This is a genomic window from Sphaerospermopsis sp. LEGE 00249 (genome assembly GCF_014299995.1).
Lineage (GTDB): Bacteria > Cyanobacteriota > Cyanobacteriia > Cyanobacteriales > Nostocaceae > Sphaerospermopsis > Sphaerospermopsis kisseleviana.
This window is the reverse complement of record NZ_JACJUZ010000001.1, coordinates 1-14,712: the sequence shown is the minus strand read 5'-3', so window position 1 is coordinate 14,712 and position 14,712 is coordinate 1. Positions and strand designations below refer to the sequence as shown.

12 protein-coding genes are annotated in these 14,712 nt (G+C 39.2%); 7 read left to right on the top strand and 5 right to left on the bottom strand.

Annotation, left to right across the window (positions count from 1 at the left end; all coding sequences use genetic code 11):
- Positions 1 to 776: 776 nt before the first annotated feature.
- Positions 777 to 1,625, top strand: coding sequence for a photosystem I biogenesis protein BtpA (gene btpA, locus H5968_RS00060; protein ID WP_096567886.1), 849 nt, complete (start codon positions 777 to 779; stop codon positions 1,623 to 1,625).
- Positions 1,626 to 1,775: 150 nt separating this feature from the next.
- Positions 1,776 to 2,768 (top strand): vitamin K epoxide reductase family protein, encoded by a 993-nt coding sequence (locus H5968_RS00055; protein ID WP_187038440.1) that lies wholly within the window; start codon positions 1,776 to 1,778, stop codon positions 2,766 to 2,768.
- A 248-nt stretch (positions 2,769 to 3,016) separates the two neighbouring features.
- On the opposite strand, the gene nadB is transcribed toward H5968_RS00055, so the two are convergent.
- From nadB to H5968_RS00040, 3 genes are all read right to left on the bottom strand, one after another.
- Positions 3,017 to 4,723 (bottom strand): L-aspartate oxidase, encoded by a 1,707-nt coding sequence (gene nadB, locus H5968_RS00050; protein WP_187038439.1) that lies wholly within the window; start codon positions 4,721 to 4,723, stop codon positions 3,017 to 3,019.
- 117 nt (positions 4,724 to 4,840) lie between these two features.
- On the bottom strand, positions 4,841 to 5,269 hold the full coding sequence (psbU, locus tag H5968_RS00045) for a photosystem II complex extrinsic protein PsbU (protein ID WP_096572667.1): 429 nt from the start codon (positions 5,267 to 5,269) through the stop codon (positions 4,841 to 4,843).
- A 365-nt stretch (positions 5,270 to 5,634) separates the two neighbouring features.
- Positions 5,635 to 6,414 carry a DUF3120 domain-containing protein gene (locus H5968_RS00040; protein WP_187038294.1) on the bottom strand — a complete coding sequence of 260 codons (780 nt, stop codon included), beginning with the start codon at positions 6,412 to 6,414 and terminating at the stop codon, positions 5,635 to 5,637.
- Positions 6,415 to 6,677: 263 nt separating this feature from the next.
- Between H5968_RS00040 and H5968_RS00035 the strand changes: the two genes are divergently transcribed.
- From H5968_RS00035 to H5968_RS00015, 5 genes are all read left to right on the top strand, one after another.
- Positions 6,678 to 7,598 carry an undecaprenyl-diphosphate phosphatase gene (locus tag H5968_RS00035; RefSeq protein ID WP_187038293.1) on the top strand — a complete coding sequence of 307 codons (921 nt, stop codon included), beginning with the start codon at positions 6,678 to 6,680 and terminating at the stop codon, positions 7,596 to 7,598.
- A gap of 115 nt (positions 7,599 to 7,713) precedes the next feature.
- Positions 7,714 to 9,039 carry a TIGR03279 family radical SAM protein gene (locus tag H5968_RS00030; protein WP_187038292.1) on the top strand — a complete coding sequence of 442 codons (1,326 nt, stop codon included), beginning with the start codon at positions 7,714 to 7,716 and terminating at the stop codon, positions 9,037 to 9,039.
- Between the two features lie 123 nt (positions 9,040 to 9,162).
- The gene (locus tag H5968_RS00025) at positions 9,163 to 12,054 is read left to right on the top strand and encodes a family 10 glycosylhydrolase (RefSeq protein WP_370569732.1); all 2,892 of its coding nucleotides are present in this window, start codon (positions 9,163 to 9,165) and stop codon (positions 12,052 to 12,054) included.
- Between the two features lie 360 nt (positions 12,055 to 12,414).
- Positions 12,415 to 12,789 carry a phosphomannose isomerase type II C-terminal cupin domain gene (locus H5968_RS00020; RefSeq protein WP_187038291.1) on the top strand — a complete coding sequence of 125 codons (375 nt, stop codon included), beginning with the start codon at positions 12,415 to 12,417 and terminating at the stop codon, positions 12,787 to 12,789.
- A gap of 86 nt (positions 12,790 to 12,875) precedes the next feature.
- The gene (locus H5968_RS00015; protein WP_255426992.1) at positions 12,876 to 13,541 is read left to right on the top strand and encodes a uracil-DNA glycosylase; all 666 of its coding nucleotides are present in this window, start codon (positions 12,876 to 12,878) and stop codon (positions 13,539 to 13,541) included.
- Between the two features lie 43 nt (positions 13,542 to 13,584).
- Here the strand turns inward: H5968_RS00015 and H5968_RS00010 are convergent, their stop codons facing one another.
- A complete protein-coding gene (locus H5968_RS00010; RefSeq protein WP_187038289.1) occupies positions 13,585 to 14,343 on the bottom strand; it encodes a HEAT repeat domain-containing protein in 759 nt (252 codons plus the stop codon).
- 168 nt (positions 14,344 to 14,511) lie between these two features.
- A partial coding sequence (locus tag H5968_RS00005; RefSeq protein WP_187038288.1) for an N-acetyltransferase occupies positions 14,512 to 14,712 on the bottom strand: 201 nt, incomplete at its 5' end.

The following is a 14,712-nucleotide window of genomic DNA, read 5'->3' as shown; positions in this document are numbered from 1 at the left end:
AAACATTAAACTAGGTGCTTTTTCCCGCACCATAACTAGGATTTTACAGTGACTATTCGCCACTGTCAGCAAATGCCCATTGAAATATAACCCTATTCATGGTTCATGATAGTGGTTATGCTATGATGTCTTTGTTATTTTGTTTCCCAGGGTAAATTTAGGTGTCTTTGGGTAGTTTAGACACTGTTAATATTTTTTAACGATTCGCTTAATGGTATTTGACATTACCCCAGCGTGTGCGTTGTTAATTTACCCATCGGGAAGCCGCCCAAAGGGCTGTTGGTGAGAAGTCGCTACCCTCCGGGAAATCGCTAACGCGACTAAGCCCATAAAGCAGTATTGCTGCCCTACCTTCAGGCTAGTGCTGTAATGTGCTGACAGCTATCAACCTAAACAACGGGAAGCGGCCTTGCGTCTTGTGAGTGGCAAACTCCTCTTGTAGCCATATTTTATCTTAACATATCTTATGAAAGGTTTAACGACAATTTACATCTTCAGCATGAGGAGATTTATTAAATCCTGAATAACACGCCAAAGCATATCAGTATAGCAATCAGCTATCAGCCTTCAGCTATCAGCTTTTAGCTTTCAGTCTGGAGATGAAATACAGAGAATGACAGGACTTGAGCAATAGTTGGCTTTTTTGTATTGGCGTAATTTGTAGCCAATTCAAAATTTTGAATCTTTGTTATTGGTATCATTTAGCTGATTACTGATTACTGATAGCTAAATACTAATTTTTCAACTCTGAACAATGCCATCTTCAAATTAAAGACGTGGACTTATATCAACTATTCAAAACTTGCAAACCGATTATTGGCGTAGTTCATCTGCTACCCTTACCTACCTCAGCCCGTTGGGGAGGTAGCCTGAAAGCGGTAATTGACCGTGCTGAACAAGAAGCTACAGCCCTTGCCAGTGGAGGGGTAGACGGCTTAATTGTAGAAAATTTTTTTGATGCTCCTTTTACTAAAAATCAAGTTGATCCCGCTGTTGTCAGTGCTATGACGGTGGTAGTACAGCGGATACAGAATTTAGTAACTTTACCTGTGGGTTTAAATGTTTTAAGAAATGATGGCAAAAGTGCAATGGCGATCGCCAGTTGTGTAAAAGCCCAATTTATCCGGGTTAATGTCCTCACAGGGGTAATGGCTACTGACCAAGGATTAATTGAAGGGGAGGCACATGAATTACTACGCTATCGTAGAGAATTAGGTTCTGATGTCAAAATTTTGGCTGATGTGCTGGTTAAACACGCCCGTCCTTTAAGTTCTCCTAACCTGACTGTGGCTGTGAAAGACACAATAGAAAGAGGTTTAGCAGATGGGGTAATTTTATCAGGTTGGGCAACTGGTAGCCCTCCCAATTTAGAGGATCTAGAATTAGCTAGTGGTGCGGCTGCTGGTACACCAGTTTTTATCGGTAGCGGTGCTGATTGGGAAAATGTGGGTACGCTAATGCAAGCTGCTGATGGTGTGATTGTTTCCAGTTCTTTAAAACGTCACGGGCAAATTTCCCAACCCATTGATCCAATTCGCGTCAGTCAATTTGTGGAAGCTGCTCATCGCACTTGGAATTCTAAAGGTGAAACTAAATCAAGTTCCTCAGTCAAGTTACATTCTTAGAGACTGGGGACTGGGGACTGGGGACTGGGGACCGGGAAGAAGCAGGTGAGCAGGGAGCATGGAGCAGGGGGAAATTATTTGTATTTTCCCAATCACCAATCACCAATCACCAATCACCAATTACCAATTACCAATTACCAATCACCAATTATGATTCGTCGTCGTTCTACTCCTTGGATTCATAAATGGTCGCGTCCGTTAATTGGGGCGATCGCCGGATTTGGTATTCTGAATACAGGTTATCTCACCTTTGAAAAGCTCACCGGAGGTAGTCCTCTTTGTAATACTCCTGAAGCTGTAAAAGGTTGTGCTGATGTACTTTCTAGCCCTTGGGGGACTGTTTTTGGTCAACCTTTAGCTTTGTTTGGCTTGCTGGCATACGTGGGTATGTTCGTATTGGCTTTAGCTCCCTTAGCATTAAAATCAGGGGAAAAAGACAAGATCAAAAACGCTAAACAAATAGAATTGCTGACTTGGTGGTTGCTGTTGGTGGGAGCGATCGCCATGACTGTATTTAGTGCATATTTAATGTATGTCCTGGCATTTGAACTCAAAGCTTTATGTTGGTACTGCATCGCTTCGGCTTTGTTTGCTTTGAGTATGCTTACCCTCACGATTTTAGGACGTGATTGGGAAGATATCGGACAAATCTTCTTTACCGCTATTATTGTCGGGATGGTGACGCTAATTGCCACCTTGGGTGTTTATTCTGGTATTAATGCCGATGGCACTGTAGGAGATGCGGATGGTCCTCAGCGAATTTCGTCCTTTGCTCCCAAGGAAAATCCTAACCCTGCATTTGGTTGGGAAATTACTACAACTTCGGGAGAGTCAGAAATTGCTTTAGCAGAACATTTAGTCAAAGTAGGCGCTAAGGAATATGTAGCTTATTGGTGTCCTCATTGCCACGAACAAAAGCTGCTCTTTGGTAAAGAAGCTTATAAGATTATCGACGATAATATAGCTGTGGAGTGTGCAGCAGACAGTCCTAAAGGTAAGCCAGCATTGTGTCAAGCTGCAAAAATTCAAGGTTTCCCTTCTTGGGTGATTAATGGTCAAATCTATAGTGGTGTACAAAATTTAAACGAACTTGCCAAAATTACTGGTTATACAGGACCGCAAAACTTTAAGTATTTTCGGTAAACTAGCGCAATAATTCGTCTGAAATTTTTCCCTAACTCTAGCGTTAAGCTTAGTTAGGGTTTGCTGAAAAAGTCTTGTCGTGGAGACAGGGAACAGTTTCAAGAGTTCGATGAAAGCGATTTTTCCTTAGCATTCGGGCAATAAATTATCAATTTTGATCACAGGTTATTTTCCGAATGCTTCGCCCCTACGACTCCTGACTCCTATGCCCTCACGGAAAGACTTTCTCAGCAACCCCTAATTAGATTTTAGATTTTGGACTGTGGATAAGCTGCTGATATGGATTGAGATTTCCACCAGTGATGATTTTGGATCATCGTGTGTACTTGCCAATCAGGGTTTGGTTGGGGATAATCTAAGCGGTAGTGTCCGCCCCGGCTTTCAGTTCTAAAAGCAGCACTTTTAAGAATTAAATAAGCTACATCTAATAAATTACGAGTTTCTGCCCAAAGTCGCAATTGTTGGTCAATATTTGCTAGGTTAAAACTGGCTGTTGCTGTAGGCTGTAAACTTTGCAAGAATTGACTTAAAGGCAAACTCGTAAAATCCTGCTGCCAAGATTCAATGGTAGTGATCGCATTTTCTAAACTTGATTGTTCTCGACAAATACCAGCACTTTGCCAGACTAAACGCGGTAATTTCTTCCTGATATTTTCTAACTGTGCCTGTTGATTTTCCCACTCACTGACAGATAAATTACAAAACAAAGGACTAGGGTGCAAATCTTTAACCTTGGCTTTAACCTCTGCTGGCGGTACTTCCATCTGTAAATCAGCCATCTGCGCTCCAAATACAATACATTCCAACAGAGAATTACTAGCTAAACGATTAGCACCATGAACTCCCGTACTAGCAGTTTCTCCCACAGCATATAAACCAGGAATATTAGTGCGATTTTGTAAATCTGCGACAATACCACCCATCCAGTAATGAGCAGCAGGAGCTACAGGAATCGGTTGATGAAAAACATCAATCCCCCAATGCTGACAAACTTTAATAATATTAGGAAACCGTTGCCGAATTTTCTCAGCAGGGATAGGGCGCATATCTAACCAAACATGGGCAGTAGCAAGATCCTCTGCGGTACGTTGGAGATGACTAAAAATAGCTCTACTTACCACATCTCGCGGAGCAAGTTCACCTGCTGGATCATAATCACAAGCAAAACGTCGTCCTTCGTTATCCACTAGGTGCGCTCCTTCACCCCGTACCGCTTCACTAATGAGAAAACGTCCTGGTTTTGTTAAAGCTGTAGGATGAAATTGGACAAATTCTGGATCACGAATGATAGCGCCCGCCCGCCATGCTATAGCTACACCATCACCTGTACTCACAGCGGGGTTAGTAGTTTGGGCAAATACTTGACCGCCTCCACCAGTGGCTAAAACTACAGCACCAGCTTTTACCCATGTCACCTGACCTTGATAAAATAAGCTGATTCCCTGACAGCGACCTGTTTCTGGTTCTATCCACAAGGATAAAGCTAAAGCTTGCTGAATCACTTGGATATTTGGACGACGCAATACTTGGTCTGTGAGGGTAGTGGTTACTTCCCTACCTGTGGTGTCGGCGGCGTGGAGAACCCGATGACGGGAGTGGGCAGCTTCTAAGGTTAAAGCTAGGGTGTTTCCATGACGGTCAAAAGCTACACCCAAGTTAACTAAGGATTGAATACAACTAGGAGCTTTTTCGGCTAAAAATTCTACTGCTTTGATATCACACAAACCAGCACCGGCTTTTAAGGTGTCTTCAATATGCAATTGTGGTGAATCTTCTGGGGATACGGCAGCAGCAATACCACCTTGCGCCCAATCACTGGCGGATAAGGTAACAGTTTCTTTAGTAATTAAGCCAACTTTTAAGGATTTTGGTAGACACAGTGCTGTATATAGTCCAGCAGCACCAGCGCCGACTACTAATACATCAAATTGGTTAGGTATATCTATTCGAGACAAGGTTAGGGAAGGTGGGTAATGGGTAACAGGTAATGGGTAATGGGTAACAGGTAATGGGTAATGGGTAATGAACTTTTTACCAATCACCAATCACCAATCACCAATCACCAATCAGGGTTATCTGTAGATACCGTTGTTAATACGATCATCACCTTCGTTAAACTCAGGCTCGTATTTTGTGACGGTAAAGTTGCCTAAGTTAGCTTGTAGGGTATTTTTTTGGCGATCGCTCAATCCTTCCAGATTCAATACATCCTCTACACTCTTGTAAGGCGCATTCTTGATGATTTTTTTAGCCAAGGTGGGATAAAGCCCTGGATATTTTTGAAAAGCGGCAATATTGGTATTATTCAAATCAATTTTTTTACCAAATTCTGTTGCCAGCTTCTGATCTGCCTTGTTTTGGCGTGCAATTGCCAAAACTTGGACTTGAGGCAAAGCCAGGTTGCTAAAACTCGCAGCTTGGGCTATCTGGGTTGTTCCCAGTAATCCCCAGCAGCCTAGCAACAAACTAAAAACTGTTAATAAACGTACTAATCCTTTCACGATTTTTCTACCTCTTTCCATCCAACAGAAATAAAAGCTTTCAACTACAAGCTGTTAACTAGGGGCATAAGTGCGAGTTATGAGGTAATTATTTCACCCTACTGAAGTTCAGGCTGATTGATTACCGATTGCCTCTGACTTCATGCTCTGGTTAATAGCTAATAGCTGAATTAACACACAGCAGTCATCAAAAACTAATATACAGCTTAGTGAACTACCCAACTTAGCTGTAATTGAAGTTGAAAATTTGGGTATTACTCGCTATTACCACATTAGTGTTTTTTCTGGGATTTGACTTTGTAAAAATTTGTTACAAACTTATTACCAACTTGTTACTAATTTTTGCTCTCAGGTGGTTAAGAATTTCAGGACAGAATCGCAGCTAGTAAAAACAGACTGTCTACTAAAATTGTACTCAAAACTGCTCCACCAAAGGCGTACCAATGCCGTTGCTTGTTACCCAAAGATACTAGCCCCACTGTTAACAATGCTAAGGCTAACATAATTGCCCAGCCTTCTCCCCAAGGTGTTTGTACTTGTGCCAGAGCATTTTTTAAGATTTGTGAAGCTCCCGTGGCATCTGTTCTCATAATCTGCCGCCAAAAAGGCATTAAATCTACTAGGTAAAAATATATATCTGTTAAAACTGTGCCGAATAAAGAACCCAGATAGAACCAGTTACCGACTTTACCCCAGTTTTTTTGCAAACACCATATCGCAAAGGGTAGGCCGATTGATTCTATGGGTAAGTGCCACAGGGGTTCCCAACGTAACCAACCCCAGTAAATCGCTCCTGTTAACCAACTGAGGCTAAATCCTAAGAGTAAATCGCCCCACAGATAGGTTTGCTGTCGGGACATTAATTTTAAACTCAGCCAAATCCAAAATCCTGTGATGACTAAACTCAGACTAGGTAGCGATCGCACTAGCGGAGCTTCTATAAATACTGGTACAGATACCAAAAACACCGCCGCTGCAAATACTAACCAAATTTGGTTAATTGCGATCGCCGTTGGTAGAGAAGGCGACAAGGAAAGGGTAGACTCTAATTCTTGGATACCTCTGGGCTTAGTGTCAGCGGTATACAAATCAGTCTCAATCGAGGAAGTCGCAGTAGTGTAAGATGACAACGTATTATTAATCAAAGTTTTTAATATTTGTTACTAAACTTTACTTTTCTACAATATCACACTCTAAAATCCCCCCCAGGGGCATTTTTATTATACAGGAAATTTCAGGAAATAGGGAATTGGGAATATATAGTAAGAATTTAGTTTTTACCCAGTCACCAGTCCCCAGTCACCAGTAACCAGTCACCAAAAAAATCTTGCCCGGAAAAACTGATGACAATAGCGGATCAGGTTGGATAATTTGTTAAAATTACGCATCCATTTTGGGAGTCTGGTTAATGACAACAATTTTAGAAGCAAGTAGTATATATTTACTATCATCCCAACTATCATCCCATTTGCTGGCCGTAGCAGAAAATACAAAACAGGTTACCCCGGAATGGTTGCAAGCTTTTATTTTAGGTATTGTGCAAGGTATTACAGAATTTTTACCGATTAGTAGTACAGCACATTTGTTAATAGTCACCAAAGTATTTGCTTGGAAAGAACTAGGTGCTAAAGATTTTGTAGATGCGATTCAATTTGGTAGTGTGATAGCGATATTATTATATTTTTGGTCACAAATTTCTAGTATTGTTACAGGTGCAATTGTCGCATTTCAAGATCAAGATTGGCAACGAGAAGAATGGAAAATATTGGTGGGTATTGCTGTAGGAACAATGCCGGCATTAATTTTTGGTTTTCTGTTAAAAGATGTTTTACCTGAAAGTGCATTAGTCATTGCTATAATGTCAGTGATCATGGCGATTTTATTGGGTTTGGCAGAAAAGGTTGGAACTCGCAAGCGTGGTTTTGATTCCTTACAAATTCGGGATGGTATTTTGGTAGGATTAGGACAAACTCTAGCTTTAATTCCTGGGGTTTCCCGTTCTGGTGCAACCTTAACTACAGCCTTATTTTTAGGATTAGAACGTGATACAGCAGCAAAGTTTTCATTTTTATTAGGGTTTCCTACTTTGACGATAGCTACCTTATATAAAAGTTTGAAAATTTTTCAGTTGTTTCAGGAAGGGCAATTACCAGATAATATAGTTTTATTATTAGTTATAGGGATTGTTTCCACCTTTATTTTTTCTTATTTATCAATTGCATTTTTGATTAGGTACTTACAAACAAAAAATACATTTGTGTTTGTTTGGTATAGATTAGCTTTTGGTTGTGCTATTTTATTAGCGATCGCCAACGGTTGGCAAGGATAAAATAAGCAGGGGGAAATTATTTGTATTTTCCCAATCACCAATCACCAATTACCAATCACCAATCACCAATTACCAATTACCAATTACCAATTACCAATTACCAATTACCTAATATATGTCTACCATTCAACCTGCAAAAATTACCAAGGTGCTACCTGAATCAATCGCCGCTGAAATTGGTTTTGAAGTTGGTGATGCGATAGTTGCCATTAATGGTACAAAACCACGTGATTTAATTGATTATCAGTTTTTGTGTGCAGATGAATTTTTAGAACTTGAAGTATTAGATGCTCACGGTAAAACTCATCAAATTGAAATTGAAAAAGATTATGATGAAGACTTAGGTTTAGAATTTGCAACGGCTTTATTTGATAATTTAATTCAATGTAATAACCGTTGTCCATTTTGCTTTATTGATCAACAACCACCTGGTAAACGTTCCAGCTTATATTTAAAAGATGACGATTATCGGTTGAGTTTTTTATATGGTTCTTATTTAACCTTAACGAATTTACCAGAAAAAGAATGGCAACGAATTGAACAAATGCGATTATCTCCCTTATATGTTTCTGTTCATGCGACAGAACCAGAAGTGAGAACTAGACTATTAAAAAATCCCCGTGCAGGACAAATTTTACAACAACTCAAATGGTTTCAAGAAAGACGGTTACAAATTCATGCTCAAGTAGTAGTTTGTCCAGGAATAAATGATGGTGAACATCTAGAAAAAACATTAAGAGATTTGACATCATTTCATACAGGAGAAATACCAGCAGTAGCATCAGTAGCAGTTGTTCCTGTTGGTTTAACGCGATTTCGTCCTCAAGAAGATGAACTCGTACCTGTAACAAGAGAAAAAGCCAAAGAAGTAATTTCTCAAGTGAAATTACTGTGCCAAGAATTTAAACAAAAATATGGTTCTAATGTAGCTTGGTTAGCGGATGAATGGTTTTTAATTGCTGGTGCAGAATTACCAAGTGAAGCGGAATATGAAGAATATCCACAACTAGATAATGGTGTGGGTTCTATTCGCTTATTTATTAAACAATTTGCCCATGCAGCTAACGAATTATTACCAGCAAAAATCTTTCCTGCAAAAAAATTAACTTGGGTGGTAGGTAATGCAGTAGAAACGGCATTTAAACCACTGGTTAAACAGTTAAATAATGTAGAAGGTTTGGATGTAAAAATGCGTGCTTTATATAGTGATTATTGGGGGCAAAATATCAGTGTTACCGGATTATTAACCGGACATGATTTACTGTATCATTTAAAAGGGCAAGATTTAGGAGATGGTATTTTATTACCTAGTGTCATGCTCAAACATGGTGAGTTAATATTTTTAGATGATATGACAGTAGAAGAAGTATCGCGTCAGTTGAATATCAGCATATTCCCAGTTGCGGGAGTTGAGGAATTAATCAATACTTGTTGTCAGTAGACAGTTATCAGTTATCAGTTGTCAGTAGTACATCACCAATTATTAGCAATGAATAAGAGCCACAAAAATCTTAAATTCCCATTTCCCATCATGGGATTATTTTGTTTAAAGTTGAATTTTTTAATGTTTAGCATTGGAGGTATTCTACCTGTAAATGCTTCTACACAAACAGGGGTATTCAACATAATTCAAAGCGAGGAAAATAGCGAAGAATGGACAGGGATTAATAAACGCTTACAGGCTGTAGGTGTAAAATATTGTGTAATTCCTCTAGCTAATATTAACAATCTAGAAGATGTAGGTAAACAACAGGTTTTGTTTTTGCCAAATGTAGAGAAATTAACGCCAGTACAAGCAATGGTTTTCAAGAAATGGATGAACCAAGGAGGGCGTTTAATTGCTAGTGGTCCTGTGGGTAATTTATCAACTCCAGGAGTGCGCCAAGCATTAAGAAATATGCTAGGTGGTTATTGGGGATTTAACCTCAATGATGCTCAAGAATTGCGACCAGCAAAAGACAATATTCAGGAATGGAAAAACCAAAAAGAACTCTTTAGTCAAGTATGGGGTGCGGTGATGATTCCTGAAAATTCGCAAACTCAAATTGCTGCGGTTTGGAATTATCAAAATCAGCCAGCAGCAGTATTAACAACTGAAAATTCGACTTTTTTAGGTTGGCGATGGGGAAAAGATCAAGATTCTAACGCACAGTTAGATACTGCTTGGTTAAAAACTTTAGTCAATAGTTATTTAAAATTATCTACTCAACAAGGGGTAAATCATGCTGCAAATTGTCCGCAATCTTCAGTCAATACAACAACCATAAAGAAACCGGACATTAGTAGCACAAATATCAGCCAAACTGAAAATAAACCAACACAGATAAATGTTAGCAGAGTTAGCATAAAACCCAATCAAAAACCCAATCAAAAACCTACTCAAAAGAAACCAACCAAGCAACCAAGAACGGTAAATGCTAAGAAAAGACCTATTCAAAAACCTACTCAAAAACCTACTCAAAAGAAACCAACCAAGCAACCAAGAACGGTAAATGCTAAGAAAAAACCTACTCAAAAACCCAATGTAAGTAAACCGACAAAGCAACCAAGAACAGTAACAGTACAGCAGAATAAACCCCAAAGCAAACCTATTCTCAGAGTTACACCCCAAAATTTTCAAGAAGAGATTGATCAACTGCAAGAAGCGGTGCGCTTGGATATAATACCTAATTCTAATCAGCCAATTGGTAGTAAAGATGCGATCGCTCTCCGAAAAGAGTTAGAAAATTTAATTGGTCGTGTAGAAAGCGCCCATTTATCTGTTTTAGCTCGCAGTGGTAATACAAAAAATTCCCCAGCTTTGAAGAGAGAAAATACAAAAGCATCGAGAGAAACAACAAACTCTAATTTAGAAGAAACCTTAGCCCAAGCAAGGGAAGTTGCCAAAAATATTCCCGTGTTAATTTCCCAAAAAAACTATGCCTTAGCACGTCAACAGTGGTTAAATGCTAAGAGAAATTTATGGCAGCAGTTTCCGATTAATCAATATTTAGCTCAACCAGAAGTTCGCGCAGTTTGGTTAGATAGAGGAACTATTGTTAATGCAGGGAATGAAGAAGGACTAAAAAAGATTTTTGATCGCTTGGCAAAAGCAGGAATTAACACCGTATTTTTTGAAACCGTCAACGCTAGTTATACTATTTATCCGAGTGAAGTTGCACCACAACAAAATCCGCTAATTAAAGATTGGGACCCCCTGGCATCAGCCGTAAAATTAGCCCATGCCAGAGGAATGGAATTACACGCTTGGGTGTGGACTTTTGCCGCTGGAAATAGTCGTCATAATCAAATTATTGGTGTTAGTTCTGATTATCCAGGTCCTGTTTTAGCAACTAATCCTGATTGGGCAAATTATGATCAACGTGGGCGGATGATTCCTGTTGGACAAACAAAGCCTTTTTTAGATCCAGCTAATCCTGAAGTGAGAGAATATTTATTAAAGTTGTACGCAGAAATTGTTACTAAATATCAAGTAGATGGCATACAATTAGATTATATTCGCTATCCATTTCAAGATCCTTTTTCTGGGAGAACTTATGGTTATGGTAAAGCCGCCAGGGAGAAATTTAAACAACAAACTGGTGTAGATCCTGTAAATATTAGTCCTCGACAGCGGGATCTGTGGCAAAAATGGACAGCATTCCGTACTGAACAAGTTAATAGTTTTGTGGCTGAAGTTTCTCAGATGTTGCGACAAAAACGCTCTAGTTTAATTTTGTCAGTCGCTGTGTTTCCTTTGGCAGAATATGAACGAGTTCAAAAAATTCAACAACATTGGGAAGTTTGGGCGAGAAGAGGCGATATAGATTTAATTGTACCGATGACTTATGCTTTAGATACTCCTCGTTTTCAACGACTAGCCCAACCTTGGATTAGTTCTCAGAAATTAGGTTCTACTTTATTAGTTCCAGGTATTCGTTTGCTTTCTTTGCCAACGGTGGGAGCGTTTGATCAAATCCAACTCTTGAGGGATTTACCTGTTAGTGGTTATGCTTTGTTTGCAGCGGAGAATTTTAACAATGAGTTAGATGAATTATTTAGTAATACTCAAGGTAAGATGAAACTTTCATATACTGAACCTATTCCTCAGCGTCAACCATTTCGGACTGCGGCTTTTCGCTTTGCTGCTTTACAACAAGAATGGCAGTTTGTAGGAGAAAAAGATGAAAAATTGTCTAATTCAGTGACGACAATGGCTAATTTTCAGCAACATTCCAAAAGTTTACAAAATGCTCTCAATCAACTGGCAGCTTTTCCTTCTGCTAGTAATTTAATCAGTGCTAGAGGAGAACTCGTTCGTTTTCAAACTCAATTTAAAATTTGGATGGGTGCAACAGCAAAGGAAAATCCCTATCGAGTTAAAGTATGGGAAAATCAGTTGTTAACTATAGAAAGGTTATTGCGGTACGGTGAGAGGAAAGTAATCAATGCCAACTCAGGGTTAACAGTTCGTTAGGTTATTTATGTTAATCCTGCGGATATTATCAGTAATTGAATTTAATCAATCAGATTTAAGCTCTACAATTATTAACTTGATATAAATTAATAATTTAGAGCCAGTTTGTCTAGAGATTGAAGTTACTGAAAGTATGATTATGCAAAATGTAAATTGTGCGATCGCCATTATAAATCCATTACTTGTCAGCACTATAATTTGCACAATTTGTGTTCTATAATAAAACTTTATCTATCTAGAAAATATCGATATTTAATATAAATTTAATGGTGATTTTTAGGTAAATGAACTACATTCTCATAAGCTGTTACACAGCTAAATTGTATAGGTATAACAATTAAACCAGGTAGTAAATCAGTTATGAGTCAGCATGAGAATGAGATGAAGTCCAATATTAAAAAATGTTTTTCCCATTCAGGGGAACGTTACTGGGGTCATGTAGAAGTCATAGAAGAGGGGGAAAATTATCGAATTAGTCGGGTGGAAATTAAACCTAGACACGGTATTAAACCACAAATCCATTATCATCGTCATGAACATTGGGTTGTAGTTTCTGGTGTGGCCAAAGTAACTTGTGGTGTTGAGGAAATATTGTTAAATAGTAACCAGTCAACTTATGTACCTGCTGCAACTTTGCATAAGGTAGAAAATCCTGGTTCTATTCCTTTAGTAATTCTAGAAATTCAAAATGGTGAATATTTAGGGGAAGATGATATAGAACGTCCTGAAGAATAAATGATTGGTGATTGTTGACTGGAAAGAGTTTTTATCATTATGTATGAATTATGAGGTGAGGATAATTGATAGAGAAAAATGTTAAATTGCCTAATTCTTGGCAATCAATTTTAGCAGAGGAATTAGAGAAACCTTATTTTAATAAACTGCAAGAGTTTTTAAGTGAGGAAAGACAATCTTATAATATTTATCCACCAGAAGAAGATGTTTTTTCAGCTTTTGAATTAACTTCTTATGAAGAGGTAAATATTTTGTTATTGGGACAAGATCCTTACCATGATGAAAACCAAGCTCATGGTTTATGTTTTTCTGTGAAACCGGGGATTAAACCACCACCATCACTGATGAATATTTATAAAGAATTGAAAGCGGATGTGGGGTGTGATATTCCCAATCATGGTTATTTGGTGAATTGGGCTAAACAGGGTATATTGATGTTAAATGCGGTGTTAACTGTGAGGGCGCACACACCAAATTCCCATAAAAATCAAGGGTGGGAAATTTTCACTGATGCAGTGATTCAAAAGGTTAATGAAAAATCCGATCCGGTGGTGTTTGTGTTGTGGGGTGGTTATGCACAAAAGAAGCTGAAATTAATTGATACTAGCCGACATTTAGTAATTAAATCTGCTCATCCTTCACCCCTTTCTGCACGTAATGGTTTTTTTGGTAGTAAACCTTTTTCAGCTATTAATTCAGCTTTAAGTGGTTGGGGTAAACCTGAGATTGATTGGGAATTGGGTGATTGGTGATTGGCTAGTAATTGTCAATTATCAATTGTCAATTATCAATTACCTAAAACCATCCTTCTTGTTCTAGGGTTTCGATTAATTGCAAACCACGGGGATCACCAACTCCCAGCAGTGAAGCTTTGGCATCTTCTCTGACACCCAAATCTTTATCTTCAGCAAAGGCTTGAATTAATGCGTCTATAGCTGTAGCATAGACTACATTAGAAGGTAATTCTTTACACAGTTGACCGATTGCCCAAGCGCAGTTACTACGGATGGCGGGTATGGGGTCTTGAACAAGGGCTTCAATTAAGGGAGGTATTGCACCAATAACTACTTCATAACCCAGAGTTGCCATTTGGGCAAGGGCGCTGGCAGACCAGAGACGGACGGCGGAAATGTCGGTTTTGAGGGCATCTATGAGGGGGTTTAAGGAACGGCGATCGCGGCAGTTACCTAAAGCCCAAACCACACCTTTTCGCACGTAACCGTTAAAGTCGCGGTTAAGTTGATTAATTAAGGGTTCAACAGCATCAGGACTGGGATTGCGTCCCAAGGCATAGGAGGCGCTGACTCTGACCAAAGGACAAGAATCGGTTAATAAGCGAATTAAATGGGGTATAGCTCGTTCATCTTGAATATCACAAAATGCACGGGCGGCTAACATTCGTTGCTGGGATTGAGGATCTTCCAAGAGTGCTAACATTGCCTCTGGATCAGGTTTAACTATTTCTGATTCAGGGGTAATAGGTTCTATTTTGTCTAGGGGGCTTTCTAAATCAGCTTCGTTATCAAGTAGGTTTATATCGTCTTCGTCGTACATAATATTTTTTTTAAAAGTAATTATATAGGAGGCAGGAGGCAGAAGGCAGGAGGCAGGAGGCAGGAGGTAAATATTTCTTCCCAGTCCCCAGTCCCCAGTCACCAGTCACCAGTCACCAGTCCCCAGTCCCCAGTCACCAGTCCCCAGTCCCCAATCACCAATCACCAATCACCTAATGAATTTTATCATCCAGAGGGATTGAGTTTGATAACCAAGATTTTGATAAAGGTTGAGGGCGGGGGTGTTAGAGGTAAATACTTGGAGTCCGATTTGGCGATCGCCCCTTTGTTTTGCCCAGTTTTCTATATGCTGCATTAATGCCTTAGCTATCCCCCGACGACGATGGGAAGGGACAACATAAAGCAAGAA

What these genes read in the sequence shown, in the direction of transcription:
- H5968_RS00055 (WP_187038440.1), top strand. Translation starts at nt 1,776, where the DNA reads ATGATTCGTCGTCGTTCTACTCCTTGGATTCATAAATGGTCGCGTCCG.
- H5968_RS00030 (WP_187038292.1), top strand. Translation starts at nt 7,714, where the DNA reads ATGTCTACCATTCAACCTGCAAAAATTACCAAGGTGCTACCTGAATCA.
- H5968_RS00025 (WP_370569732.1), top strand. Translation starts at nt 9,163, where the DNA reads ATGTTTAGCATTGGAGGTATTCTACCTGTAAATGCTTCTACACAAACA.
- H5968_RS00010 (WP_187038289.1), bottom strand. Translation starts at nt 14,343, where the DNA reads ATGTACGACGAAGACGATATAAACCTACTTGATAACGAAGCTGATTTA.
- H5968_RS00035 (WP_187038293.1), top strand. Translation starts at nt 6,678, where the DNA reads ATGACAACAATTTTAGAAGCAAGTAGTATATATTTACTATCATCCCAA.
- H5968_RS00020 (WP_187038291.1), top strand. Translation starts at nt 12,415, where the DNA reads ATGAGTCAGCATGAGAATGAGATGAAGTCCAATATTAAAAAATGTTTT.